Here is a 24,574-nt window from a genome sequence, read left to right as displayed (position 1 = left end):
CCCCGGCGCCCGCCGCCTAGAAATCCAGATCGGTATAATGCGCCGGCGGCGGAAAGCCGGGCACCTGATCCACCAGCAAGGTGCGGAAACTCGGCCGCGACTTGATCTTGGCATACCAGTCCTTCACCACCGCATGCCGGTTCCAATCGACATCCGAGATGTAGTCCAGACACGACAGATGCGCCGCCGCACAGAAATCGGCCAGCGTCATCGCGTCCCCGGCCAGCCAGCGCCGTTGATCCAGCAGCCAGGCCATGTAATCCAGATGATACTTGATCCGCGCGGCCCCGGCCTTGACGTTCTTGCTGTCGGGGTAGCCCTGACCCATCACCTTCTTGTTGATCCGCTCATAGACCAGCTTCGAGGTGACCTCGGTCTGGAATTTGTCGTCGAACCAGGCGCAGATGCGCCGCACCTCATAGCGGCCCTCGGCATCGCGCGGCATCAAAGGTGGCGTCGGCACGGTTTCTTCCAGATATTCGCAGATCGCCTGCGATTCCGACATCACCTTGCTGTCCATCCGCAGCACCGGCACCTTGCCCGCCGGGTTGCGGCGCAGGAAATCCGGGCTGGGCTCCCAATAGCGTTCCTCGACCAGCTCCACCTCGATGCGCTTTTCCGCCAGCGTCAGGCGCACCTTCCGGCAGAACGGCGACAGCGGCACATGATACAGGCGGTTCATCGGGACAACACTCACAAGCCAAGGTTGCCCCCGTGATAGCGACCCCCGCCCAAGGGATCAATCCTTGTCGCCATGCCCTGCGGGAAGGCGCCGCCTCAGCAGCGGTTCGGCTTTGCGACCCCAGAAGCCGCTCTTGCAGCTGCTCCATGGTGATGTGGTTGAACCCTTTGCTTTCCACCGCGTAGACCGTAGGCCAATCCACCCGGTTGTGCAGATCCTGCGCCAGATCCTCGCGCCCCAGCATCATCAGAGCTGTCGTGCCCATTCGCAGGGCGTCCTTCCGCCGATCCATTTCCGCCAGCAATGGAAGCATTTGCGCATGAACAAACGGCGCCAGACTGTCTGCCCATTTCGGATCGGAATTGCAGGCAGCATGAAACAACGCATACAAGTCCGGCCCGTCCTTCGGGCGATTTGGTGCCTTCACCTCGGCCTGAAACAGCGGCAGCGGATCAAAACCATAGCGCCCCGCCACCTGGATCAGATATCCCCATTGCCGCCCCGAGGCGATGACTGTCCGAAAAAGATCCGCCTCGGCGGCATGGCTTTCCGGCGGGTCGCGGCGCACCGTTTCCAGGATCACCGCCGCCGCAGTAGTCGATTGTTGGTCTGGCCCCGAAAGAACCCGATCATAATAGGCGCGGAAGTCTGGCACGAACAGCTCTGGCTGTACTTGCATCAGCCGGTCCAGCGCATGAATGCGTTGGGTTTCCAGCGGCAGCCGTGCCAGCAGCGCCCGCTCGGCCAGCGTCGGTGCGCGCCCGCGGCTGAACCTGTCGAGCCAGGCGCTGATTTGCGCAGCCTGCCGTTCGCCGGGTTTTCCAAGCAAAGAGGCAATCAGCGCCAGATCATGCGGCCTCTCGTCGAAATAGCCCTCGGCCGCCCGAGAACGATCGCCGGGTTTCGTTTGCGTAAAGCCGCGCGCCGGGGCAAGCGGCACGGCTGCCGCTTGCAGCACCGACGCCACGTCCAGCGGCGCATCCTGCAGCCGCACCCAGGGAAAGGTCAGCCCGCCGCCATGCAAGCCGTTGCCGTCAAAGCCGGCGTTGGCGTGCAAAGGCACCGGCTGGGTCGCCTGCATCCAGATCCGTCGGCTTTGGTCATGCAGCAGCACCGGTGACGGCCCGCGCAGGTCTTCCACCAGCAGCCGTTGCCGCGACAGCAGGAAGGCAAGGCCCGACATATCCTCGCGCGAGGCATGGCCGTCGCCCTGTTGCGTGACCGTCAACCGCAGATCGGCTGCGCTGCCACGATCGGCGCGCAACAGCAGACAGGGTGCACCATCGGGAAAATCGGGGTCCAGCGCCCGACAGTCCACAGCCTCGGCCCGGGCGGTGACGGTTGCGACGGGCACGCCATCCGGGCCCGGGCTGACGACGCGCACCCAGTCCATGCCGCCAATCAACAGCCGTTCGCACAGATCGCCGCAAACCGAATTGCCCAGCAGCGCGCCATCGCGCCCCTCCACCAGTTCGGCAGACAGCACTTGCCCCGACAATGGCTGCGCCACGACCAGTGGCACATAAAGGCTGGCCAGATGCGCCGCGCGCAGGCTGTAGAACCCGCCAACCGCCAGCGCCATCAATCCGGCAGAGAACACCAGCCCCACCAGAATCCGGCCCCGCCGCAGCGACCAGATCACCGGCCAAAGCAGCAGCAGCACCCACCACAGGTTTGCCGCAACGAACCACAGCATGCCGACCGGAAATCCCCAGCCGAAGGCGTAAAACGACGACAGGATCACCACGGCCGGCAGCATCGCCAGCACCGCTGCCACGGCGGCAATCACGGCCAGAACCCAGAACCACACCGGCATCGCAACGCCCTTTCCCAATCCGTTGGGGGTATGGGTAGTGGCCGAATTGGGCCGGAAAGAGACCGATTTCAGATCGTTACATGAAACAGGCCGCCCGGCCATCGGCCAGAATGGTCTCGGCACCGCTGATCACCTGGCCGGTGCGGCGGCGCACCACCGGGCCGGGCTTGGCGGCGCTGCGGTGCTTGGGGTCGGGCAGCACCGCGGCCAGCCGGGCGGCCTGCAGCGGTGTCAGGTCTTTCGCATCGACGCCGAAATAATGCTGCGCCGCCGCCTGCACGCCAAACACCCCTTCGGCAAATTCAGCGACGTTCAGGTAAACCTCCAGGATCCGCCGCTTGCTCCAGACCAGTTCCACCGCTGGGGTCAGCAGCGCCTCCATCGCCTTGCGCGCCCAGTTGCGGCCCTGCCACAGGAAGACGTTCTTCACCACCTGCTGGCTGAGGGTCGAGGCGCCGCGACCGCTGCCCTCGTCCAGCGCCGCGCGGATCGCGGCCATGTCGAAACCCCAGTGCAGGCAGAAATTGGCATCCTCGGCGGCCACCACCGACCGCGCCATCACCGGGGCAATGGCTTCCATCGCCACCCAGTCGCGCTGCAAACCACCCAGCCGGGCGCGTTCCTGCAGCAGGTAGATCGAGGTCGGCGGGTTCACCACCGCAAACAGCAGCACCAGCGCCACGAAGAAACCGGCCATTCCCGCCAGCCCGCGCAGGGCCCAGCGCAGTCCGCGCCGCCACAGCAAGGGTGTCGGCGGCGGTTCGGGTGGGGCTTCGGCGGGTTTGCGTTTGGGTTTCGCGGCCATGCCGCCACACTAGCCATGAACCGGCATACAGGGTCAAGCCGCCCGAGACACCATGCCGCCCCCCGTTTTCATTGGCAAAATCCGGCCTATTCTGCATCTTCATTGATGCAGCGCAGCAAAGGGTGCAGGCTTTCGCCTACAGTCAAGCCATGGCCGACTCAGCGGCCCAGACGGGAGACCGGATATGGACGATAAGACCGAAAACACGACGGCGACAGAAAACACCGCCACTGCGGACGCGCCGAAAGCCGACATCAACAAGACCATCGAGGGGATCGGTGGCAAGGTGATGGCCAAGGCCAAGGAGTTGATCGCGCGCGGCAATGCCCGCACCGTGCGGTTGCAGGCCAAGAAATACTTCCTGCTGGAAATGCCGGTGACGGTCGCGGTGATCGTGGCCGTCGTGCTGGTGGTGGGGGCACCCTGGATGGCGGTGATCGGCGTGATTGCCGCGGTTTTCGCCAAGACCAAAGTCGAAATGATGCCGACCCCGGAAGCCACGATCGCCGATAAAATCCTCGGCGCCTGACGAAAGCTGCGGCCCCCGCGCGAACGGGGGCCGCTAATCCTATTCCGCGGGCATCGCTTGCGGTTCGTCGCTCAGCGGCCAGGGCAGGTGCACCAGCATCTCCTTGGGGCAGACCTGCAGGAAATTCGCCCGCTCGGCCTGCCAGTTCGCCAGAATCTCGGCACCATGACGGCTGCCGGTCTCGGCAGCATGCGCCTCGATCAGCCCGCGCAGTTGCGCTTCCCAATGCGGATGCGACACCGCACAGGTCACCAGTGATTCCAGGTTCATGAAATCTTCAGCGACACCCTTGGGGTCGTAAAGATAGGCCATCCCCCCGGTCATGCCCGCGCCGAAGTTGGCACCGATCCGGCCAAGGATCACCGCCACACCACCGGTCATGTATTCGCACCCATTGGTGCCGCAACCCTCGACCACCACCGACGCGCCCGAGTTGCGCACGGCAAACCGCTCGCCCGCGCGGCCTGCGGCAAACAGATGCCCCGCGGTCGCGCCATAGAGCACGGTGTTGCCGATGATGGTGTTTTCCGATGCCACCAGCGGCGAAGACATTTGCGGCCGCACCACGATCAACCCGCCCGACAGCCCCTTGCCGACGTAATCGTTGGCGTCGCCCATCACCTCCAGCTTCAGCCCGCGCACCGCGAAGGCGCCAAGGCTCTGGCCACAGGAGCCTGACAGTTTCACCGTCAGGTGGTCGGGTTGCAGGCTGTTGCGCATGCCGAACTTGCGCACGATATGGCTGGAGGCCCGGGTGCCGATGGTGCGGTGGGTGTTGCGCACGGCGTAGGACAGTTGCATCTTCTCGCCGTCCTCGAAGAACCGCGCGCCGTCCTTGACGATCTCGGCATCCAGGGTGTCGGGCACCGCATTGCGCGGGCGCGAGCGGTCATAGGTGATGCGGTTGGAGGCATCGACCGAGATCAGCAGCGGGTTCAGGTCGAGATCGTCGAGGTTCTCGGAACCGCGGCTGATCTGGCTGAGCAGATCGGCACGGCCGATGATCTCGTCCATGCTGCGCGCACCGATGGAGGCCAGAATCTCCCGCACTTCCTGGGCGTAGAAGGTGATCAGGTTGACCACCTTGTCGGCAGAGCCTGCGAACTTGGCGCGCAGGGCCGGGTCTTGGGTACAGACCCCGACCGGGCAGGTGTTGGACTGGCACTGGCGCACCATGATGCAGCCCATGGCGATCAGCGCCGCGGTGCCGATGCCGTATTCCTCGGCCCCCATCATCGCCGCCATCACGATATCGCGGCCCGTGCGCAGCCCGCCATCGGTGCGCAGCGTCACCCGCTCGCGCAGGTTGTTCATCGCCAGCACCTGATGCGCCTCGGTCAGACCCATTTCCCAGGGCAGGCCAGCATACTTGATCGACGTCGCCGGAGAGGCCCCGGTGCCGCCATTGTGGCCGGAAATCAGAATGATATCGGCCTTGGCCTTGGCCACGCCCGCAGCAATGGTGCCGACACCGCTGGCCGCGACCAGCTTCACCGTTACCTTGGCGCGCGGGTTGATCTGCTTCAGGTCATAGATGAGCTGCGCCAGATCCTCGATCGAATAGATGTCGTGGTGCGGCGGCGGGCTGATCAGCGTCACCCCCTTGGTCGAATGGCGCAACCGCGCGATCAGTTCGGTGACTTTCATCCCCGGCAACTGGCCGCCCTCGCCGGGTTTTGCCCCCTGCGCCACCTTGATTTCCAGCTCTTCGCAGGCGTTCAGATATTCGGCAGTCACGCCAAACCGCCCCGAGGCGACCTGCTTGATCTTGGCCGACGGGTTGTCGCCATTCGGCTCCGGCAGGAAATGCGCCGGGTCTTCGCCGCCCTCGCCGCTGTCGGACTTGGCGCCGATGCGGTTCATCGCGATGTTCAGCGTCTTGTGCGCCTCCGGCCCCAACGCCCCCAGCGACATCCCCGGCGTCACGAAGCGTTTGCGGATCGAGGTGATGCTTTCCACCTCGTCAATCGGCACCGGACGGCCCAGCGATTTGATATCCAGCAGGTCGCGGATATGGATCGGCGGGTTGGCCCGCATGGTGGCGGAATACTGCTTCCACAGATCGAAACTGGCGCGTTCGCAGGCCGATTGCAAAAGATGCATGGTCTGCGCTTCCCAGGCGTGCTTTTCGCCCGAGCGCCGCGCCTTGTAGAAGCCGCCAACCGGCAGCACATCTTGCCCACCTTTCCAGCCCTTGGCATGCACGCCTTCCAGCTTTTGCTGGATGCCATGCAGACCGATGCCGGAGATGCGGCTTTGCATGCCGGGGAAATACTCGGCCACCATGGCGCGGCTCAGACCCACCGCCTCGAAGTTCAGACCACCGCGATAGCTGGAGATCACCGAGATCCCCATCTTCGACATGATCTTCAACAACCCCGCGTCAATCGCATCGCGGTAGCGGCGCATGGCGTCGGCAAGGCTGCCCTCGATCAGCCCGCGCGAAATGCGGTCAGCGATGCTGTCTTGCGCCAGATAGGGGTTCACCGTGGTGGCCCCGCTGCCGATCAGCACCGCAAAGTAATGCGGGTCGATGCACTCGGCGGCGCGCACGTTGATCGAACAGAAGGTGCGCAGGCCCTTGCGGGTCAGCCAGCTATGCACCGCAGAGGTCGCCAGAATCATCGGCATCGCCACGCGCGATTCGCTTTGGAAGCGGTCGGTCAGCACCAGATGGCTGGCACCCGAACGCACGGCATCCTCGGCCTCGGCGCGGATACGCTCCAGCCCCAGCCGCAAGGCTTCCTGATCGGCACCGGCCGCGAAAGTGCAGTCGATGGTGGCGACATGGGTGCCGAACTGCGCCACCATCACGTCGAATTCCGAGTTGGCCATGAACGGGCTTTCCAGCACCAGAATCTCGGTCTGGCTGGCGTTTTCATCAAGCACGTTGCGCAGGTTGCCAAAGCGGGTCTTCAGGCTCATCACCCGGCCTTCGCGCAAGGAGTCGATCGGCGGGTTGGTGACCTGGCTGAAGTTCTGGCGGAAGAAATGCGACAGCGGCCGGTATTGCCGCGACAGCACGGCGGCGGGCGTGTCGTCGCCCATGCTGGCGATCATTTCCTTGCCGTCCTCGGCCATCGGCGCCAGAACCTGCTCCAGCTCCTCCAGCGAATACCCGGCGGCGATCTGGCGTTTACGCAGTTCGGCGCCGGTGTGGATGGCGGCTTCCGGCACGTCGCGCAAGAGGCTGTTCAGGTCGATCACCTTGGCGATCCATTCCCCAAACGGCTGCGAGCCTGCCAGCCGGTTCTTGATGGCGGCGTCGTGGTAAAGCTTGCCGTCCTTCATATCGACGGCGATCATCTGACCCGGCCCCAGCGCGCCCTTTTCCACCACGGTGGATTCCTCGATCGGCACCATGCCCGCCTCGGAACCGGCAATCAGCATGCCGTCGCCGGTGACGACATAACGCATCGGCCGCAAGCCGTTGCGGTCAAGCCCGCCGCAGACCCAGCGGCCATCGGTCATCGCCAGCGCCGCCGGCCCGTCCCACGGCTCCATCACCGAGTTGCAATAGGCATACATGTCGGCCCAGGCTTTCGGCATATCGGTGGTGGCCTTGGACCAGGCTTCCGGCACCATCATGGTCTTGGTCATCGGCGCCGAGCGGCCCGAACGCACCAGAACCTCGAACACCGCATCCAGCGCGCCCGAATCCGAGGTGCCGCCGGGGATGATCGGCTTGATATCCTCGGCCATGTCGCCAAAGGCCGATGAAGCCATGCGAATCTCGTGGCTTTTCATCCAGTTGACGTTGCCGCGCAGGGTGTTGATCTCGCCGTTATGCGCCAGCATGCGGAACGGTTGCGCCAGCCACCATTGCGGGAAAGTGTTGGTGGAATAGCGTTGGTGGTAGATGGCGAAGGCGGATTCAAACCGTTCGTCCATCAGGTCGGGGTAGAACACCGCCACCTGTTCGGCCAGCATCATGCCCTTGTAGATGATGCTGCGGCAGGACAGGCTGCACAGATACAGCCCCTGAATCTGCGCCGCCAGTGCGGCTTTTTCGATGCGGCGGCGGATGATGTAAAGCTCGCGCTCGAACTGTTCCTGATCAATGTCCTTTTCGCAGCGGATCAGGATCTGCTCGATCTCGGGCCGGGTCGCATTGGCCTTTTCGCCCAGAACCGAGGTATCCACCGGCACATGCCGCCAGCCGTAGATGTAATGCCCCATCCGCAGCACTTCGGTTTCCACGATGGTGCGGCAGCGTTCCTGGGCGCCAAAATCGGTGCGCGGCAGGAACACCTGACCCACGGCGATCAGCTTGGCGCGGTCGGGCTCATGGCCGGTGCGGCGCACCTGATCATAGAAGAACCGCACTGGAATTTGCACATGGATGCCCGCGCCATCGCCGGTCTTGCCATCGGCATCCACCGCCCCACGGTGCCAGACCGCCTTCAGCGCGTTGATGCCGTTTTCCACCACCTTGCGGCTGGCCTTGCCGGTGATCGACACCACCAGACCGACGCCGCACGAGGCATGCTCATCCTCGGCCTTGTAAAGACCGTTGGCATCCAGCCAGGCGCGCTTGGCTTCTTCGGCCTTTACCCAGGCATCATCATAGGCGGTCATCGGCAGGGGCCTCCGTGGTATTCTGGTCAAGCGGGAGCGACGACATCACGGCGTCACATTCGAAAAGCGGTTGGGTCGCCATGAACCCCGGCTCGCCGGGGAAGATGAACTGCACCGGGCTGCCGTCATAGGGCTTGTAGCCGGTGCCATCGTCCCATTCGGAAGGGCCGGCAAAGAACAGCCGCCAGTCGGGGTTGATGTATTCGAACCCGCGCGAGCGGCGCATCACGTTGCCCGAGGGGTCGCGCTCGACATAGTCGAACTCGGTCTGTTGCAGGGTGATGCCATCGATCACAAAGCTTTTGCCGGTCAGCGCGTCATAGCCGGTGACGGCGCTGCGCTCGCCATTGTCCTTGGACAGGTTGAAGCGGTAATCGTCGCGGCCCTTCAGCAGATCGGTGAAGGATGCCGGGTCTTCGGCGCCGGGGTCCAGCGTCTGGCGCACGTCGGGAAACTTGTCCAGGCTTTCGATCCATTGGCCCTCGCGGTCGATCCGGCTTTGGAAATAGATGCCTTCCTGATCGAAATCCGCACGCCACTGGTCACCGGGCGCATCGGCTTCGCAGCGGTAGTGGTTCGACACCCGGCAGCCGCGCGATTGCACGGTCAGAAACGCCTCGCAGCCCGCGGGCGGGGTGAAGGTGCCTGCCTGCGCGGGCATGGTGGCCAGTGCCAGTGCCGCACCCAGGATGAATTGCCGTGCCATTCCAAAGCCCTCCGGTGTTTCAGGGCGCGCCAAAGGCCCGCGCTGCACTTACTCTGCCGCCACCGCCGACGGTTGCGCAAGATAGTCCAGGATCGCCTCGGCGGCCTCGCGCCCATCGCGGATCACCCAGACCACCAAGCTGGCGCCGCGCACGATGTCGCCTGCCGCATAGACGCCGGGCAGGTTGGTGGCGTGGCTGCGGAAATCGGCCTTTACCGTGCCCCAGCGGGTGACCGCCAGATCCGGCACGCCCCAGAGGCTTGGCAGCGGTTCGGGTTCAAACCCCAGCGCCATGATGGCGATATCGGCGGGTTCGACGTAATCCGAGCCTTCGATCAGTTCCGGGGTCTGGCGGCCCGAGGCGTCGGGGGCGGTCAGCCGCATCCGTTGCACCTGCACGCCTTCCAGCGCGTCGCCACCACCACTGAAGCCCACGGGGGCCGACAGCCAGACGAACTCGACGCCCTCTTCCTCGGCGTTCTGCACCTCGCGCTGGCTGCCCGGCATGTTGGCCCGGTCGCGGCGATACAGGCACTTCACCGAAATCGCCCCCTGCCGGATCGCGGTGCGCAGACAGTCCATCGCGGTATCGCCGCCGCCGATCACCACCACCCGCTTGCCCGCAGCGTTCAGCGCGCCGGAATCGAAGGCCGCAACCTCGTCGCCAAAGCTTTTGCGGTTGCTGGCGGTCAGATAGTCCAGCGCCGCCACCACGCCGCTGGCATCGGTGCCCGGCACCTCAAGGTCGCGGGATTTGTAGACGCCGGTGGCGATCAGCACCGCATCATGCCGCCCGCGGATGGCGTCAAAGCTGAGGTCCACGCCGACATAGCAATTCATCACGAATTGCACGCCCGCCTGTTCCAACTGCTCAACCCGCTGCATCACCACGTTTTTTTCCAGCTTGAAGCCGGGGATGCCGTAGGTCAGCAAGCCACCGGCGCGGTCGTAGCGGTCATAGACCGTGACCTGCACGCCGCGGCGGCGCAGCACATCCGCCGCCGCCAGCCCGCCCGGCCCGGCACCGATGATGCCCACCGATTCCGTGCGCTCGGCCTGCGGGCGGATCGGCAGCACCCAGCCCTTTTCCCAGGCCAGATCGGTCAGATATTTTTCCACCGAGCCGATGGTCACCGTGCCATGGCCCGACTGTTCGATCACGCAATTGCCCTCGCACAGCCGGTCTTGCGGGCAGATGCGACCGCAGATTTCCGGGAAGGTGTTGGTGGCTTGGCTAAGCTCGTAAGCCTCCTGCAACCGGCCCTCGGCGGTCAGGCGCAGCCAGTCGGGGATGTTGTTGTGCAGCGGGCAATGGCTTTGGCAATAGGGCACGCCACACTGGCTGCAACGCCCGGCCTGTTCGGCGGCCTTGGCATCGGCAAACTCGCGGTAGATTTCGTGGAAATCCTGCGCCCGCAGCTCGGCAGGCCGCTTTTCCGGCATCTGCCGGGCGACGGTCACGAATTTCAGCATCGGTTGCTTGGCCATCACGGCACCTCGCAGGCAGGTTTTCGGCTGCGCCTTGATAGCGCCGGTGTTTCGGGAATAAAAGTCAGTATGAGTTACCTATTTCCGGGTATTTTGCCGCATAGGTCAGTTTTTCTGCCGGATGCGCGGAATAATAGGTAAGCATTACTTACCCAACACCTCAATACCCCAGCAAAAGCCCCACCAGCGCCAGGCTGCCGACGATGATTCGCCACCAGCCGAACAGCGCATAGCCATGGCGGCTGATGTAGCCCAGCACCCATTTCACCACGATAAGCCCGGCCAGAAACGCCACGCCAAAGCCGACGGCGATCTGGTGCCAGGCGGTCCAGTCCAGCACGTCGCGGTTTTTCAACAGGTCATAGCCGACCGCCGCCGCCATGGTTGGCATCGACAGGAAGAACGAAAACTCGGCCGCCGCGCGTTTGGAAACCCCCAGCATCAGCGCGCCGACGATGGTGGCACCGGAACGCGACACGCCGGGCACCATCGCGAGGCACTGGAAGATGCCGATCAGCAGCGCCTTGCGGAACGGCAGTTGCATCGCCTCGTCATGCTGCACCACCGGCGCCAGCCGATCGACGAACAGCAGCACCACCCCGCCCAGGATCAGCATCACCGCAATCAGCATCGGGGTTTCGAACAGCACCGACTTGATGAAGTCATGCGCCAGCACGCCGACCACCACCGCGGGCAGAAACGCCAGCAGCACCGACACCACGAAGCGCAGCGCCGCCGGGTCGCGGTGGGCGGTGGAAAACACTTGCCACAACCGCCCGGCATACAGCGCCATCAGCGCCAGCACCGCGCCCATCTGAATGACGATCTCGAAGGTTTTGCCGGCACTTTCAAAGCCCAGGAAATGCCCGGCCAGAAGCAGGTGCCCGGTCGAGGATACCGGAATGAACTCGGTCAGCCCTTCCAGCAACCCCAGAAGGGCCGAAACCAGCGTCGTGTGTTCCATGGATCACCAGGGTTGGAGCGCAGCGCCTAGCGCTTGGGCAAATTCTTGGCCGAGTCCTTGATCGCTGCAAACTGCCCCGAGGGTCGGTTGGGCCACAGGTATTCGGGCAGCACTGCGGCGATGGCCGAAGGCGTGATGCCAAGCTCGGCAAAGCCGCGGGCACCCGGAGCCACCACATTGTCGCGCGCCAGATTGCGCACCTGATCGCGGGTCAGGATCTTGTTGTTGATCAGACCGCCGGTGACGATCTGAAGCAGATCGAAGCCGGTGCCCATCAGCTTGGCCGCGAAGAACGGCGTATTCACAATCACCCGCTTGCGCTGAATGACGGCCAGCATCTGCTGCATCAGCGCGCTGAATGTCGCCACATCGGGGCCGCCCAGTTCATAGATGCCCGGTGCCGCCAGGCCCTGTGCTGCCAGCGCCGCAGCCTGCGCCACGTCATCGACATAGACCGGCTGAAACCGGGTGTTGGCCCCGACCAAAGGCAGCACCGGCCCAATTTTGGCCATGCTGGCAAAGCGGTTGAAAAACTGATCCTCGGGGCCGAAGATCACCGACGGCCGCAGGATAACCGCATTGGGAAACGCCTTCAGCACCGCCGCTTCGCCCGCAGCCTTGCTTTTTGCGTAGATGCTGGGCGAGTTGGCATCCGCACCAATGGCCGACAGATGCACCAGGTTGGCCACGCCAAACTCGGTCGCGATCCGGGCGATGCGGCCTGCGCCATCGGACTGCACGGCGAAAAAGGTGTTGCGTCCATCCGGGTTCAGGATGCCGACGCAGTTCACCACCGCATCCGCCCCCTGCATCACCGCCCGCACCGAGGCATCGTCGCGGATGTTGCAGGCGACCGGCTCGACCTGACCCACATCGCCATAGGGCCGCACGAACAGCGCGTCGTTGGGGTGGCGCACCGCGACCCGAACCCGCCAGCCCTGCTGCGCCATCCGCCGCGCGATATAGCGGCCGACAAAACCCGAGCCGCCAAAGATCGTGACCAGTTTGCTCATTTGCGATGCCCCTTCGGGATGGCTTCCATACCCGGCGTACATAACTTTCCGCCGCCCCCCGAACAAGCGGCAATAACCGCGCAGGTTTTTTCGCTAAGGCCCGTTGACACTGCTGGCCCCGCTCTTTAAATCCCCCTCCACGACACCTGCCCAGGTGGCGGAATTGGTAGACGCGCACGGTTCAGGTCCGTGTGCCGCAAGGTGTGAAGGTTCGAGTCCTTTCCTGGGCACCACGTCGCTCCTGTAGCCTGGCAGGACTGGAAAGCGCGGCCACTGGCCGCGTTTTTGCGTTTCAGGGGGCAGCGTCAGCGGTTTTCGCGTTGAGTTCGCGGTCCCGCGCGCTTATCCCGATGCCGAAGAAAAGGCCGCCCCGGCGGCACATGCAAAGGGAAAGCCTGATGGCGGTGCATCTTTACAAGGGCGATCTGCCCGCCGGGCTGAACCTCGGCCCGGTGGTGGCCATCGACACCGAGACCATGGGTCTGGACCCGCGCCGCGACCGGCTATGTCTGGTCCAGCTTTCCTCGGGCGACGGCAACGCGCATCTGGTGCAGATCGCCCGCGGCCAGACATCGGCACCCAATCTGGAAAAGCTGCTGACCGACCCAAGCGTGTTGAAGCTGTTCCACTTTGGCCGCTTCGACATTGCGGCGATGAAGGCGGCATTTGGCGTGGTGACGGCGCCGGTGTGGTGCACCAAGATCGCCGCCAAGCTGGTGCGCACCTTCACCGACCGGCACGGGCTGAAATACCTGCTGCAGGAACTGGTCGGCGTCGATGTCTCCAAGCAGCAGCAGACCTCGGACTGGGGGTCGGAAACCCTGTCGGACGCGCAAAAGGATTATGCGGCGTCCGACGTGCTGTATCTGCACCGGCTGATGGCGGAACTGGAACGCTGCCTGATCCGGGAAAACCGGTTGGCACTGGCGCAACGCTGTTTCGACTTCCTGCCGACGCGGGCGGAACTGGACCTGATGGGTTGGGATGAACCGAATGACATCTTCCACCACTGATTTCCTGACCACCGGCCGCCGCGTGATAACCCGCGAGGCGGACGCGCTGGCGATGCTGTCGGCGCATCTGGGTGAAAGCTTCGGCAAGGCGGTCGAGATGATCCTGCAATCGCAGGGCCGGGTGATCGTTTGCGGCATGGGCAAATCGGGCCACATCGCCCGCAAGATCGCCGCCACCTTCGCCAGCACCGGCACACCGGCGCAATTCGTGCATCCGGCCGAGGCCAGCCATGGCGATCTGGGCATGGTGATGCGCGGCGACGTGGTTCTGCTGCTGTCGAACTCGGGCGAGACGCCGGAGCTTTCCGACATGATCGCCCATACCCGCCGCTTTGCGATTCCGATGATCGGGGTGGCGGGGCGCGAGGGGTCAACGCTGCTGCGGCAGGCCGATGTGGCGATCCTGCTGCCGCCCGCCGCCGAGGCTTGTGACCAGGGCATCGTGCCGACCACCTCGACCACGATGACGCTGGCCTTGGGCGACGCGCTGGCGATTGCGTTGATGGAGCATCGGCAGTTCACCCCCGATCAGTTCCGCATCTTCCACCCCGGCGGCAAGCTGGGGGCGCGGCTGACGCTGGTGCGCGATCTGATGCATGTTGACCTGCCGCTGGTGCCTTTGGCGGCACCGATGAGCGAAGCCTTGCTGACCATGAGCCGTCAGGGCTTCGGCGTGGTTGGCGTGACCGATGCCGATGGCTATCTTGCCGGTATAGTCACTGATGGTGACTTGCGTCGGCACATGGAGGGGTTGTTGTCGCTGACCGCCGAACAGGTGATGACGCGCGCGCCCCGCACCATCGGGCCGCAGGCGCTGGCAGAAAAGGCGGTGGCGGTGATGAACGAGAAGAAGATCACCTCGCTGTTCGTGGTGGACCCCGAAGGCAGCCGCGCCGCCGTTGGCCTTATCCATATCCACGACTGCCTGCGCGCCGGGATGGCCTGATGGCCCTGTCGCGCCACGACAACCTTCATTCGCGGTTGGTCGGCTGGCTGAAGGTGCTGTTGCCGCTGCTGGCGCTGGTGATCCTGTCCACGCTGTTCATGGTGTCGCGCAAGATCGACCCGCAGGATGCAATCCCCTATGCCGAGGTCGATGTGGCCGACCGTATCCGCGAACCGCGGATGACCGAACCGGCCTATGCCGGCGTCACCGAAGATGGCGCTTCGTTGACGGTGACCGCCGATGCCGCCCGCCCCGACGCAAGTGGCAAGGGTGGCACTGCCCAGACCCTGCGCGCCGAACTGGATACACCTGACGGCGCCCACACCTCGATCGTGGCGCAGAACGGCACATTCGACGACACGGCGCGGCAGATGCGGCTGAATGGCGGCGTGCAGATCACCACCTCGACCGGCTATCTGATGACCACCGAGGCGCTGGTATCGGAGCTGGACCGCACCGAGGTGACCAGTGCCGGGCCGGTTGCCGGAACCGGGCCGCTTGGCGTCCTTAGCGCCGGGCAGATGCGGATCACCGCAACAGAAGGTGTATCCGGCAGTTACGTTCTTGTTTTCAAGAACCGGGTGAAGCTGATATACCGTCCGCCGGAACCACCGCCGAACGATAAATGAACCGAGGCACGGCATGTCGAGACCCCTTCGCGCCATCATAGTGGCCAGCATGCTTGGCCTGCTGCCACTGGCCGCCGCAGCCCAGGGGGCAAACGTGGCCTTTGGCGGGTTGAAGGTGGACAGCAGCCTGCCCGTGGAAATCGAATCCGACCAGCTTGATGTCGATCAGGCGACTGGCGTTGCGGTGTTCACCGGCAATGTGCTTGTGGGGCAGGGCGAGCTGCGGTTGTCAGCGGCCACCGTGCGGGTGGAATACGATGCCGAGGGCAAGGCGATCTCGAAGCTGCACGCCAGCGGCGGGGTAACGCTGGCCAATGCGACCGAGGCCGCCGAATCCAGCGAGGCGGTCTATACCATCGCCTCCGGTTCGGTGGTGATGACCGGCAACGTGCTGCTGACCCAGGGCGAAAGCGCGATCACCGGCCAAAGGTTGGTGATCGACGTCAATGCGGGAACCGGCACCATGGAAGGCCGGGTGCAGACGGTGTTCGTGCCTGCCAAGAAACCCGCCAAGCAACCATGAGCGCCGCCCCCGAACTGACCGTAACCCCGGGCGATGCCGGTTTGCACATCCGCCACCTGCGCAAAAGCTACAAGCGGCGGCCGGTGATCCGCGATGTTTCGATGCACCTGAACCGCGGCGAGGTGGTGGCGCTGCTTGGCCCCAACGGCTCGGGCAAGACCACCTGCTTCTATGCCATCGCCGGCCTGGTCACGCCCGAAGGCGGGCAAGTGCTGATCGACGGCCGCGACGTGACGGCGCTGCCGATGTATCGCCGCGCCCGTCTTGGCATCGGCTATCTGCCGCAGGAGGTCAGCATCTTTCGCGGCCTTTCGGTCGAGGACAACATTCTGGCGGTGCTGGAGATTGCCCTGCCCGACCGCCACAAGCGCCGCGAACGGCTGGAAGAGTTGCTCAGCGAGTTTTCCATCACGCACCTGCGTCGCGCCCCGGCCCTGGCGCTTTCGGGCGGCGAGCGGCGGCGGGTGGAAATTGCCCGCTGCCTGGCCGCCGATCCGAAATATCTGCTGCTGGACGAGCCGTTTGCCGGGGTGGACCCGATTGCCGTGGGCGAGATACGGACCCTGGTGCACGACCTGAAAAGCCGCGGCATCGGTGTGCTGATCACCGACCACAACGTGCGCGAAACCCTTGAAATCGTTGACCGCGCCTATATCCTGCACGATGGCAAGGTGCTGATGAGCGGCACCACCGACGAGGTCGTGCGCGACGAAACCGTGCGCCGGGTCTATCTGGGGCAGAACTTCCGCATCGGCTAGGGGCAGAGGCATCTGTAACATTGCCACGACGAAGCTGTTGACAAATCAGGCGAGTAAGCCGCCAAATGCCCTTGATGCGTGCAACAACCACCCCGTCCCGTTTCACATTGGCGCAAGGCTTTGGCCGCGCCGCCGGATCGGTTGGATTTGCCGCACCACCTCAGAAAACTCATCAGCGGGTAAGCCTGTCTGTTGCAGGATGTGCCTCGCTGTCCATGCGAAGGAGAAGCCATGCGTTATCAGATCAGCGGCAAACAGATTGATGTCGGCGAGGCTCTTCAGACCCATGTGAAAGCCGAACTTGGCGAAGTGGTGGAGAAATACGCCCAACGCCCGACCGAAGCCGTGATCGTGTTTTCCCGCAAAGGCTATGAATCCTATTGCGATACCGTGCTGCATCTTTCGACCGGCCTGACCGCCCATGCCACCGGCCATGCCGCCGACATCTATGCCGCCTTCGAATCCTGCCGCGAGAAGCTGGACAAGCAGTTGCGCCGCTACAAGCGCCGTCTGCGCAGCCACTACATTGACCGCACGGCACCCGTTGAATTCGCCGGTGGTTCCGCCTATATCCTCGCCGCATCTGAGGAGCCCGAGGACGTTGAGCCCGATACGCTCCAGCCCGTCGTGATCGCCGAGATGGAGGCGCGTGTGCCCTCCATCACCGTTGGCGAAGCCGTGATGCAGCTGGAACTGGCCGGGGAACGTCTGCTGGTGTTTCGCAACGAGGGACATGGCGGCGTGAATGTCGTATACCGTCGGGATGACGGCAATATCGGCTGGATCGACCCGCGCAACAGCAAATAAGGCGCCACACGACAGGCGCAGGACAAACGGCAAGCGATGGAACTTTCCAAACTGCTAAGTGTCGGCGCCGTCAGGGTCGTTGGCCAGCTGACCAGCAAGAAGCGTCTCTTCCAGGAATTGGGAGAGATGGCGTCGCAGGCCTACCGGCTGAATGCCGCGGTGGCCACCGACGGGTTGCAGGAACGCGAAAGCCTTGGCCCGACCGGTGTGGGCCATGGCATCGCCCTGCCGCATGCCAGGCTGGAAGAATTGCCAGGCATCGTTGGCGTGTTCCTGCGGCTGGAAAAGCCGCTGGATTACGATTCGGTCGATCGTCAGCCGGTCGATCTGGTGTTCGGGCTGTTCGCGCCCAAGGATTCGGGCGTGGACCATCTGAAGGCCTTGGCGCTGGTGTCGCGCACCATGCGGGATCCGGCGATCTGCGCCAAGCTGCGCGCCAACACCGATCCGGCCAAGCTGCACGCCATCCTGACCGAGGCCCGCAGCACCCAGGCCGCCTGACGCCGCAAGCGAAAGCTTGCGTGACGGGCCGGTTGCGGGCATCTCTTGGCTTGGCCGCGGCATTTCCGGGCCGGTCAACCAGGAGCATTTGATGGACCCGACCGATTTCCCCAGCGATTTCTTCGGCGGCAATGCCGTCTATCTGGCCTTTGCCGCCTTCATCATCCTGTGCATCTTTCTGGGCGTGCGCATCGTGCCGCAATCGGAAAAGCATGTGGTCGAACGCTTTGGCCGGTTGCGGGCGGTGCTGGGGCCGGGGATCAACTTCGTGGTGCCGTTCCTGGACCGGGTGGCGCACAAGATCAGCATTCTGGAACGGCAGTTGCCCACCGCGCAGCAGGACGCCATCACCACCGACAACGTGCTGGTGAAGGTGGAAACCAGCGTGTTCTACCGCATCACCGAGCCGGAAAAGACCGTCTATCGCATCCGCGATGTTGACGCCGCCATTGCCACCACGGTGGCCGGGATCGTGCGCAGCGAAATCGGTAAGATGGAGCTGGATCAGGTGCAATCCAACCGCACCGCCCTGACCGCCAACATCCGCGAGCAGGTGCGGGCGATGGTCGATGACTGGGGCATCGAGGTGACCCGCGCCGAATTGCTGGATGTCAATCTGGACGAGGCGACCCGGGCGGCGATGCTGCAACAGTTGAACGCCGAACGGGCGCGGCGGGCGCAGGTGACCGAGGCCGAGGGCAACAAGCGTGCGGTGGAGTTGAACGCCGACGCGCAGCTTTACGCCGCCGAGCAGGAATCCAAGGCCCGCCGGGTGCTGGCCGATGCCGAAGCCTATGCGACATCGGTGATTGCGGTGGCGATCAAGGAAAGCGGCATCGAGGCAGCGCAATATCAGGTGGCGCTGAAACAGGTCGAGGCGCTGACCAAGGTCGGCGAAGGTCAGGGCAAGCAGATGATCATCGTGCCGGCGCAGGCGCTGGAAGCCTTTGGCGATGCTTTCAAGATGCTGAAAGGGCGTGGATGATGTGGGCGACGTGGTGGGTCTGGGTGGTGGCGGGTTTCGGCCTTGGCATCCTTGAGGTTGCGCTGCCGGGGTTCATCTTCCTTGGCTTTGCCATTGGCGCAATTGCCACCGGCGCGCTGATCTGGCTGGGCGCGCTGGGCGCCAACCTGCCGCTGCTGCTGCTGGTGTTCGCCTTCGCCTCGCTTCTGGCCTGGGCGGTGCTGCGCCGGGTGTTCGGCATCCGTGCGGGTCAGGTGAAACTGTGGGACCGCGATATCAACGACTGACGCTTCACCTTTGCACAAATATCCTCCGGGGGTCCGGGGGTGGAAAACCCCCGGCCTGTCCATCCGCTCGACGCTTCCTGTCGGGCGCTTCTCGCAACCAGCGATGAGGCCCCGTCAGGGGCGAAGAGCGGCGAGTTCGGCAACCACCGCCAGCGCCGCTGCACGCGGGTCGGCGGCTTGCCAGATCGGGCGGCCGATCACGATATGATCCGCACCATTGGCAACCGCCCGCGCCGGCGTTTCCACCCGCTTCTGATCGCCCAAAGCCGCTCCGGCAGGCCGCACGCCGGGGGTCACGATTAACCGACCCTGCGCCTGCGGCAAAGCCCGGATCGCCGCCGCCTCTTGCGGGCTGGCAATCACCCCGTCCGCCCCGGCCTCCAAAGCGCGCGCCGCGCGTTCCAGCGTGATCTCGGCAATATCGCCGGGCCGGATCAGGTTGGCGTCCAGATCGGCGCGGTCCAGCGAGGTCAGGATGGTCACCGCCAGAATCTTCAGCCCCGAACCGCGCTTGCCCTCTGCCGCCGCCCGCACCACCTGCGGATCGCCCTGCACCGTCAGGAAATCCAGATCATAGCTTGAGATACCGCGCACTGCCGCCTCGATCGTGGCACCGATATCGAACAGCTTCAGGTCCAGAAACACCCGCTTGCCGTGTTCCTGCTTCAACTCGTTGGCCAGCGCGAAACCACCGCCGGTCAGCATCCCCAGCCCGATCTTGTAGAACGACACCGCGTCGCCGATCCGGCCGGCAAGCTCCAGCCCCTGCACCACATTCGGCACATCCAGCGCCACGATCAGGCGGTCGTCAGACAGGGTTTGCGGCATGGGGTTTCCTTTACGCGGGGGATGCGACCGTTTCCCCTGCAAGCCGCGGTCTGTCAAGCGCCGCGGCATTGACTTTGCCCCCCCGCCGGATGACGCTTGGACCAAAACCGCGAGGATGGCGATGCAGATCAACCTGTCTTTTGACCGCCCCGAGGACGGCCCGAAATCCGGCCCGATCACGGTGGGCTGGTTTCTGACCACCGACAAGGGCGCCGTGCTTTATGACGCGCCCGAGCGGGTGATGTTTCGCCAGACCAACAAGGCCCATTCGAAATCCGCCAGCCGCTGCCCTGGGGTGATCCAGTTGGAAAGCCGGTATTTCTATGTGAAATGCCCGTTCGACATTCATGTGGGCTTCGGGCGCGACGACAAGGGCAAGCCGCATCTGATCAACCGCGCCGGGGTCGGCTCGTCGATCCGGGGCAATAAGCTGAACGAAGTGCTGATGCTGGTGAACGAGGCCGAGTGGCGCTATCCCGACCGGCCCACCGTGCAGATGGTGCTGCCCTATTGCATGATCGCCGACGAGACGGTGTATATCACCCAGCTTTCCCCGTTCATGCACTACCGCAGCAACCCGCTGCCCGGCACCATCTTCGGTGGTCGCTTTCCCCTGAACATCTGGCCGCGGCCCTTGATGTGGGCCTTCGAGTGGCACGAGCCGGAGAAGGACATCGTGCTGAAACGCGGCGAGCCGCTATTCTACTGCCAGTTCGAGGGCGACGGCCCGGATCGTCCGGTGCAGGTGATCGAGGCCGAGCGCACGCCGGAGCTGGTGAAATACATGGACCAGATCGGCGGCGTGGTGAATTACGTCAACCAGACCTTCGGGCTGTTCAAGGCCGCCGAGGAGTTGCGCCCGGCGAAGCTGCTGGTGCCCAAGACCAAGGGCTGACGCGAAATTTCCGCGGGCAGGCCTGTGACAATCTTGCATCAGCGGCGGGGCTTACCCATGTGAAGGACAAGGCCGGGGCGGGCATGCCATGACGGGTGCGCGAACACGGTGCTGATCAAAGGAGACTGCGATGAACCTTGAAAAGTTCACGGAACGCTCGCGTGGGTTCCTGCAAGCGGCGCAAACCATCGCCCTGCGCGAAAGCCACCAGCGGCTTGCCCCCGAACATCTGCTGAAAGCCCTGATGGATGACGATCAGGGGTTGGCCAGCAACCTGATCCGCCGTTCCGGTGGTGAACCTGCCCGCGTGGTCGAGGCGGTTGACCTGGCAATCTCCAAGCTGCCCAAGGTGACGGGCGACGCCCAGCCGTTCATGGACCCGGCAATGGTGCGGGTGCTGGACGAGGCGGAAACCGTGGCCAAGAAGGCGGGCGACAGTTTCGTTCCGGTCGAGCGCATTTTGATGGCGCTGTGCATGGTGAAAACCAAGGCCAAGGAGGCGCTGGATGCCGGTGCGGTGACGGCGCAAAAGCTGAATGCCGCGATCAACGACATCCGCAAGGGCCGCACCGCCGATACGGCAAGCGCCGAGGAAGGCTATGACGCCCTGAAGAAATACGCCCGAGACCTGACCGAAGCGGCACGCGAGGGCAAGATCGACCCGATCATCGGCCGCGATGATGAAATCCGCCGCACCATGCAGGTGCTGTCGCGGCGCACCAAGAACAACCCGGTGCTGATTGGCGAACCCGGTGTCGGCAAGACTGCGATTGCCGAGGGGCTGGCGCTGCGCATCGTCGATGGTGACGTGCCCGAAAGCCTGAAGAACAAGAAGCTGATGGCGCTGGACATGGGCGCGCTGATCGCCGGGGCCAAGTATCGCGGCGAGTTCGAGGAACGGCTGAAGGCGGTGCTGAACGAGGTGACGCAAGCCTCGGGCGAGATCATCCTGTTCATCGACGAGATGCACACGCTGGTCGGTGCCGGCAAATCCGAAGGCGCGATGGATGCGGCCAACCTGATCAAACCCGCCCTGGCGCGGGGCGAGTTGCATTGCGTCGGCGCCACCACGCTGGACGAATACCGCAAGTATGTGGAGAAGGACGCGGCCCTTGCCCGCCGGTTCCAGCCGGTGATGGTGAACGAGCCGACGGTGGAAGACACCATTTCCATCCTGCGCGGCATCAAGGAAAAGTATGAACTGCACCACGGCGTGCGGATCAGCGACTCGGCGCTGGTGGCGGCGGCGACGCTGTCGCACCGCTATATCACCGACCGTTTCCTGCCCGACAAGGCGATCGACCTGGTGGATGAGGCGGCTTCCCGTCTGCGGATGGAAGTGGACAGCAAGCCCGAGGAACTGGACGCGCTGGACCGCCAGATCCTGCAATTGCAGATCGAGGCCGAGGCGTTGAAGAAGGAAGAAGATGCCGCCAGCAAGGACCGGCTGGAGAAGTTGCAGAAGGAGCTTTCCGACCTCTTGGAACGCTCGTCCGAAATGACCGCCAAGTGGCAGTCGGAACGTGACAAGCTGGAAGTGGCGCGCGATCTGAAAGAGCAACTCGACAAGGCGCGCGCCGAACTGGATCAGGCCAAGCGCGACGGCAACCTTGGCCGCGCGGGCGAGCTTTCCTATGGCATCCTGCCGGGGCTGGAGAAGAAGCTGGCAGAGGCCGAGGCGCGCGAAGGCGTGTTGCTGGTGTCCGAAGCCGTCGGCCCGGAGCAGATTGCCGAAGTGGTGGAACGCTGGACCGGTATCCCAACCAGCCGGATGCTGGAAGGCGAGCGCGAGAAGCTGCTGCGCATGGAAGACGAGTTGGGCAAGCGGGTGATCGGCCAACGCCGGGCGCTGACTGCCGTTGCCAATGCGGTGCGCCGGGCACGGGCCGGGCTGAACGACGAGAAACGCCCGCTTGGGTCTTTCCTGTTCCTTGGCCCCACCGGCGTCGGCAAGACCGAACTGACCAAGGCGGTGGCGGAATACCTGTTCGACGACGACGCCGCGATGGTGCGGATCGACATGTCGGAATTCATGGAGAAGCACGCGGTGTCCCGCCTGATCGGCGCGCCGCCCGGCTATGTCGGCTATGACGAAGGCGGGGTGCTGACCGAAGCCGTGCGCCGCCGCCCCTATCAGGTGCTGCTGTTCGACGAGGTGGAAAAGGCGCATCCGGATGTGTTCAACATCCTGCTGCAGGTGCTGGATGATGGCGTGCTGACCGACGGCCATGGCCGCACGGTGGATTTCAAGCAGACGCTGATCATCCTGACCTCGAACCTTGGCGCCTATGCCCTTAGCCAGCTTCCCGATGGCGCCGACCCCACGGCGGCGCGGGCCGAGGTGATGGAGGCGGTGCGCCAGCACTTCCGCCCCGAGTTCCTGAACCGGCTGGATGACCAGATCATCTTCGACCGGCTGGGCCGCGACGACATGGGGGCGATTGTCGAGATTCAGCTCAAGCTGCTGGAGAAGCGTCTGGTGGGCCGCAAGATCACGCTGGAGCTGGACAAGGCGGCGAAAGACTGGCTGGCCGACGAAGGCTACGACCCGGTGTTCGGCGCGCGCCCGTTGAAGCGGGTGTTCCAGCGCCATCTGCAAGACCCGCTGGCCAGCATGATACTGGCGGGCGACGTAATGGACGGAAGCAATGTGGTGATCAGCGCCGGTGCGGATGGGCTGATCATCGGCGACCGCATCTCTGCCTCGCGCCGCGAACGGCCTAATGAGGCGGTGGTTCACTGAGCATCGGCGAAAGGCCCCCAGCGCGGGGGCCTTTCCAGTTCTGCCGGAACTTACATCGGCGGCATGATCACCGAATCGATCACGTGGATCACCCCGTTCGACGCCGCCACATCGGCAGCCGAAATCACCGCGCCATTGACCTTCGGCCCGCCGTCCAGCGTGATCGTCACTTCGCCGCCCTGCACCGTCGCGGCCTTCATGCCTTCGGTCAGGTCGGTCGACATCACCTTGCCGGGCACCACGTGATAGGTGAGGATCGCCACCAGTTGATCCTTGTTTTCCGGCTTCAGCAGGTCTTCCACCGTGCCCGCAGGCAGGGCGGCAAAGGCGGCGTCGGTCGGGGCAAACACCGTGAACGGGCCGGGGCCCTTCAGTGTTTCCACCAGACCGGCGGCGGTCAGGGCGGTGGCCAGCGTGGTGAAGTTGCCGGCAGCCACGGCGGTATCGACGATGTCGGCGGTCTGGCTGTGGGCCAGGGCGGGCATCATCAGCGCGGTGGCGGTGGTCAGCGCAAGAAAGGTTCTGCGGATCATCTGTGTCACTCCGGTTACGATTGTGCCGTCGTTGGCCAGCGGTATATGGGGCGGGCGCCGGTTCGGATCAGACCCACAACCGCGTGAGTTCGCCTTGCCGCAGCGGGCCCGCGCCCTAAGCTGCAGGCTTGGCGACGTTCAACGCAAAATGGTGTGAAGAATTGTCATCTTTTGTGAGCCGCTGACCGGCATTTTGCGGCGGTATCGGCCTCGAAACGGTTCGGGCGATGAAAGCCGAGTCGCGGGTTGGGTCCTGCGGGGTCGGCGCAGTATGGCCAGCCCCGGCCTTGCGGCAACACCCAAGCGGCCTGCGCAGCAATCTTGCGCTAACCCCCGGCACACTTGTGTCGAAAGTTGCGCCAGGCCCCACATATTGTGCAATAAAAAGCGGCGCTGAAAAAAAGCCGCTGAACGGCGTTTTTCCTCTTGCGGCCCGCGGCGGCTCTCCGTAAATACCGCCTCACCGAAACGGAAACGTGACGGTGCGAACGACGGAAGACGCGAAAGCGCCGAAGCCGTTCGGAAAAAACTCTGGAGGCAAGGCGGTTGGTTGCGCTGGAATGACA

General features: G+C 64.2%; 21 protein-coding genes and 1 tRNA gene. 13 read left to right on the top strand and 9 right to left on the bottom strand.

Annotated features, from left to right (window positions below; translation table 11 throughout):
* Positions 1 to 16 precede the first annotated feature (16 nt).
* Together fzlA and mtgA are read right to left on the bottom strand one after the other, a co-directional pair.
* Positions 17 to 682, bottom strand: coding sequence for an FtsZ-binding protein FzlA (gene fzlA, locus RSW2DRAFT_RS16290; protein WP_040672470.1), 666 nt, complete (start codon positions 680 to 682; stop codon positions 17 to 19).
* A gap of 1,892 nt (positions 683 to 2,574) precedes the next feature.
* Positions 2,575 to 3,303 carry a monofunctional biosynthetic peptidoglycan transglycosylase gene (gene mtgA / locus RSW2DRAFT_RS16285; RefSeq protein ID WP_008032960.1) on the bottom strand — a complete coding sequence of 243 codons (729 nt, stop codon included), beginning with the start codon at positions 3,301 to 3,303 and terminating at the stop codon, positions 2,575 to 2,577.
* Between the two features lie 184 nt (positions 3,304 to 3,487).
* On the opposite strand from mtgA, the gene RSW2DRAFT_RS16280 reads away from it, so the two are divergent.
* On the top strand, positions 3,488 to 3,832 hold the full coding sequence (locus RSW2DRAFT_RS16280; protein WP_008032959.1) for a DUF4342 domain-containing protein: 345 nt from the start codon (positions 3,488 to 3,490) through the stop codon (positions 3,830 to 3,832).
* Between the two features lie 39 nt (positions 3,833 to 3,871).
* Here the strand turns inward: RSW2DRAFT_RS16280 and gltB are convergent, their stop codons facing one another.
* The 5 genes from gltB to RSW2DRAFT_RS16255 all read right to left on the bottom strand — a co-directional run bounded on the left by gltB (position 3,872) and on the right by RSW2DRAFT_RS16255 (position 12,581).
* Complete coding sequence (gene gltB, locus RSW2DRAFT_RS16275) at positions 3,872 to 8,410, bottom strand: glutamate synthase large subunit (protein ID WP_008032956.1); 4,539 nt, start codon at positions 8,408 to 8,410, stop codon at positions 3,872 to 3,874.
* The gene (locus RSW2DRAFT_RS16270) at positions 8,397 to 9,116 is read right to left on the bottom strand and encodes a hypothetical protein (RefSeq protein ID WP_008032954.1); all 720 of its coding nucleotides are present in this window, start codon (positions 9,114 to 9,116) and stop codon (positions 8,397 to 8,399) included. The genes gltB and RSW2DRAFT_RS16270 overlap by 14 nt, the downstream gene beginning before the upstream one ends.
* A gap of 48 nt (positions 9,117 to 9,164) precedes the next feature.
* Entirely contained in the window at positions 9,165 to 10,604 is a 1,440-nt protein-coding gene (locus RSW2DRAFT_RS16265) for an NAD(P)-dependent oxidoreductase (RefSeq protein WP_008032952.1), read from the bottom strand.
* 160 nt (positions 10,605 to 10,764) lie between these two features.
* Positions 10,765 to 11,568 carry an undecaprenyl-diphosphate phosphatase gene (locus RSW2DRAFT_RS16260; protein WP_008032950.1) on the bottom strand — a complete coding sequence of 268 codons (804 nt, stop codon included), beginning with the start codon at positions 11,566 to 11,568 and terminating at the stop codon, positions 10,765 to 10,767.
* Between the two features lie 26 nt (positions 11,569 to 11,594).
* Positions 11,595 to 12,581 (bottom strand): complex I NDUFA9 subunit family protein, encoded by a 987-nt coding sequence (locus RSW2DRAFT_RS16255; RefSeq protein ID WP_040672468.1) that lies wholly within the window; start codon positions 12,579 to 12,581, stop codon positions 11,595 to 11,597.
* Between the two features lie 148 nt (positions 12,582 to 12,729).
* Here RSW2DRAFT_RS16255 and RSW2DRAFT_RS16250 point away from each other — a divergent pair.
* From RSW2DRAFT_RS16250 to RSW2DRAFT_RS16205, 10 genes are all read left to right on the top strand, one after another.
* Positions 12,730 to 12,814: transfer RNA gene (locus RSW2DRAFT_RS16250), tRNA-Leu, on the top strand.
* Positions 12,815 to 12,979: 165 nt separating this feature from the next.
* Positions 12,980 to 13,594, top strand: a complete 615-nt coding sequence (locus RSW2DRAFT_RS16245; protein WP_008032942.1) for a ribonuclease D — start codon at positions 12,980 to 12,982, stop codon at positions 13,592 to 13,594.
* On the top strand, positions 13,575 to 14,540 hold the full coding sequence (locus tag RSW2DRAFT_RS16240) for a KpsF/GutQ family sugar-phosphate isomerase (protein ID WP_008032941.1): 966 nt from the start codon (positions 13,575 to 13,577) through the stop codon (positions 14,538 to 14,540). The genes RSW2DRAFT_RS16245 and RSW2DRAFT_RS16240 overlap by 20 nt, the downstream gene beginning before the upstream one ends.
* Positions 14,540 to 15,169, top strand: coding sequence for an LPS export ABC transporter periplasmic protein LptC (lptC, locus tag RSW2DRAFT_RS16235; protein WP_008032940.1), 630 nt, complete (start codon positions 14,540 to 14,542; stop codon positions 15,167 to 15,169). Before RSW2DRAFT_RS16240 ends, lptC begins: the two co-directional genes overlap by 1 nt.
* 13 nt (positions 15,170 to 15,182) lie before the next feature.
* Entirely contained in the window at positions 15,183 to 15,692 is a 510-nt protein-coding gene (gene lptA, locus RSW2DRAFT_RS16230) for a lipopolysaccharide transport periplasmic protein LptA (protein WP_008032939.1), read from the top strand.
* The gene (gene lptB / locus RSW2DRAFT_RS16225; protein WP_008032938.1) at positions 15,689 to 16,450 is read left to right on the top strand and encodes an LPS export ABC transporter ATP-binding protein; all 762 of its coding nucleotides are present in this window, start codon (positions 15,689 to 15,691) and stop codon (positions 16,448 to 16,450) included. The genes lptA and lptB overlap by 4 nt, the downstream gene beginning before the upstream one ends.
* 231 nt (positions 16,451 to 16,681) lie before the next feature.
* Positions 16,682 to 17,257, top strand: coding sequence for a ribosome hibernation-promoting factor, HPF/YfiA family (hpf, locus tag RSW2DRAFT_RS16220; protein ID WP_008032937.1), 576 nt, complete (start codon positions 16,682 to 16,684; stop codon positions 17,255 to 17,257).
* A gap of 36 nt (positions 17,258 to 17,293) precedes the next feature.
* Entirely contained in the window at positions 17,294 to 17,758 is a 465-nt protein-coding gene (locus RSW2DRAFT_RS16215; protein ID WP_008032935.1) for a PTS sugar transporter subunit IIA, read from the top strand.
* A gap of 91 nt (positions 17,759 to 17,849) precedes the next feature.
* Complete coding sequence (locus RSW2DRAFT_RS16210) at positions 17,850 to 18,743, top strand: SPFH domain-containing protein (protein WP_008032933.1); 894 nt, start codon at positions 17,850 to 17,852, stop codon at positions 18,741 to 18,743.
* On the top strand, positions 18,740 to 19,009 hold the full coding sequence (locus RSW2DRAFT_RS16205; RefSeq protein ID WP_008032930.1) for an NfeD family protein: 270 nt from the start codon (positions 18,740 to 18,742) through the stop codon (positions 19,007 to 19,009). Before RSW2DRAFT_RS16210 ends, RSW2DRAFT_RS16205 begins: the two co-directional genes overlap by 4 nt.
* Positions 19,010 to 19,123: 114 nt before the next feature.
* On the opposite strand, the gene pyrF is transcribed toward RSW2DRAFT_RS16205, so the two are convergent.
* Positions 19,124 to 19,837 (bottom strand): orotidine-5'-phosphate decarboxylase, encoded by a 714-nt coding sequence (pyrF, locus tag RSW2DRAFT_RS16200; RefSeq protein ID WP_008032929.1) that lies wholly within the window; start codon positions 19,835 to 19,837, stop codon positions 19,124 to 19,126.
* A 121-nt stretch (positions 19,838 to 19,958) separates the two neighbouring features.
* Between pyrF and RSW2DRAFT_RS16195 the strand changes: the two genes are divergently transcribed.
* Together RSW2DRAFT_RS16195 and clpB are read left to right on the top strand one after the other, a co-directional pair.
* Complete coding sequence (locus RSW2DRAFT_RS16195) at positions 19,959 to 20,732, top strand: hypothetical protein (RefSeq protein WP_008032928.1); 774 nt, start codon at positions 19,959 to 19,961, stop codon at positions 20,730 to 20,732.
* Between the two features lie 130 nt (positions 20,733 to 20,862).
* Positions 20,863 to 23,475 (top strand): ATP-dependent chaperone ClpB, encoded by a 2,613-nt coding sequence (gene clpB, locus RSW2DRAFT_RS16190; protein WP_008032927.1) that lies wholly within the window; start codon positions 20,863 to 20,865, stop codon positions 23,473 to 23,475.
* A gap of 50 nt (positions 23,476 to 23,525) precedes the next feature.
* On the opposite strand, the gene RSW2DRAFT_RS16185 is transcribed toward clpB, so the two are convergent.
* The gene (locus RSW2DRAFT_RS16185; RefSeq protein ID WP_008032926.1) at positions 23,526 to 24,008 is read right to left on the bottom strand and encodes a fasciclin domain-containing protein; all 483 of its coding nucleotides are present in this window, start codon (positions 24,006 to 24,008) and stop codon (positions 23,526 to 23,528) included.
* Positions 24,009 to 24,574 lie beyond the last annotated feature (566 nt).

This window comes from Rhodobacter ferrooxidans (assembly GCF_000176015.1).
Taxonomy (GTDB): Bacteria; Pseudomonadota; Alphaproteobacteria; order Rhodobacterales; family Rhodobacteraceae; genus Pseudorhodobacter_B; species Pseudorhodobacter_B ferrooxidans.
The sequence above is the reverse complement of the archived record's forward strand: the minus strand, read 5'-3'. Positions and strand labels throughout refer to the sequence as shown.

What these genes read in the sequence shown, in the direction of transcription:
- fzlA (WP_040672470.1), bottom strand. Translation starts at nt 682, where the DNA reads ATGAACCGCCTGTATCATGTGCCGCTGTCGCCGTTCTGCCGGAAGGTG.
- mtgA (WP_008032960.1), bottom strand. Translation starts at nt 3,303, where the DNA reads ATGGCCGCGAAACCCAAACGCAAACCCGCCGAAGCCCCACCCGAACCG.
- RSW2DRAFT_RS16280 (WP_008032959.1), top strand. Translation starts at nt 3,488, where the DNA reads ATGGACGATAAGACCGAAAACACGACGGCGACAGAAAACACCGCCACT.
- gltB (WP_008032956.1), bottom strand. Translation starts at nt 8,410, where the DNA reads ATGACCGCCTATGATGATGCCTGGGTAAAGGCCGAAGAAGCCAAGCGC.
- RSW2DRAFT_RS16270 (WP_008032954.1), bottom strand. Translation starts at nt 9,116, where the DNA reads ATGGCACGGCAATTCATCCTGGGTGCGGCACTGGCACTGGCCACCATG.
- RSW2DRAFT_RS16265 (WP_008032952.1), bottom strand. Translation starts at nt 10,604, where the DNA reads ATGGCCAAGCAACCGATGCTGAAATTCGTGACCGTCGCCCGGCAGATG.
- RSW2DRAFT_RS16260 (WP_008032950.1), bottom strand. Translation starts at nt 11,568, where the DNA reads ATGGAACACACGACGCTGGTTTCGGCCCTTCTGGGGTTGCTGGAAGGG.
- RSW2DRAFT_RS16255 (WP_040672468.1), bottom strand. Translation starts at nt 12,581, where the DNA reads ATGAGCAAACTGGTCACGATCTTTGGCGGCTCGGGTTTTGTCGGCCGC.
- RSW2DRAFT_RS16245 (WP_008032942.1), top strand. Translation starts at nt 12,980, where the DNA reads ATGGCGGTGCATCTTTACAAGGGCGATCTGCCCGCCGGGCTGAACCTC.
- RSW2DRAFT_RS16240 (WP_008032941.1), top strand. Translation starts at nt 13,575, where the DNA reads ATGACATCTTCCACCACTGATTTCCTGACCACCGGCCGCCGCGTGATA.
- lptC (WP_008032940.1), top strand. Translation starts at nt 14,540, where the DNA reads ATGGCCCTGTCGCGCCACGACAACCTTCATTCGCGGTTGGTCGGCTGG.
- lptA (WP_008032939.1), top strand. Translation starts at nt 15,183, where the DNA reads ATGTCGAGACCCCTTCGCGCCATCATAGTGGCCAGCATGCTTGGCCTG.
- lptB (WP_008032938.1), top strand. Translation starts at nt 15,689, where the DNA reads ATGAGCGCCGCCCCCGAACTGACCGTAACCCCGGGCGATGCCGGTTTG.
- hpf (WP_008032937.1), top strand. Translation starts at nt 16,682, where the DNA reads ATGCGTTATCAGATCAGCGGCAAACAGATTGATGTCGGCGAGGCTCTT.
- RSW2DRAFT_RS16215 (WP_008032935.1), top strand. Translation starts at nt 17,294, where the DNA reads ATGGAACTTTCCAAACTGCTAAGTGTCGGCGCCGTCAGGGTCGTTGGC.
- RSW2DRAFT_RS16210 (WP_008032933.1), top strand. Translation starts at nt 17,850, where the DNA reads ATGGACCCGACCGATTTCCCCAGCGATTTCTTCGGCGGCAATGCCGTC.
- RSW2DRAFT_RS16205 (WP_008032930.1), top strand. Translation starts at nt 18,740, where the DNA reads ATGATGTGGGCGACGTGGTGGGTCTGGGTGGTGGCGGGTTTCGGCCTT.
- pyrF (WP_008032929.1), bottom strand. Translation starts at nt 19,837, where the DNA reads ATGCCGCAAACCCTGTCTGACGACCGCCTGATCGTGGCGCTGGATGTG.
- RSW2DRAFT_RS16195 (WP_008032928.1), top strand. Translation starts at nt 19,959, where the DNA reads ATGCAGATCAACCTGTCTTTTGACCGCCCCGAGGACGGCCCGAAATCC.
- clpB (WP_008032927.1), top strand. Translation starts at nt 20,863, where the DNA reads ATGAACCTTGAAAAGTTCACGGAACGCTCGCGTGGGTTCCTGCAAGCG.
- RSW2DRAFT_RS16185 (WP_008032926.1), bottom strand. Translation starts at nt 24,008, where the DNA reads ATGATCCGCAGAACCTTTCTTGCGCTGACCACCGCCACCGCGCTGATG.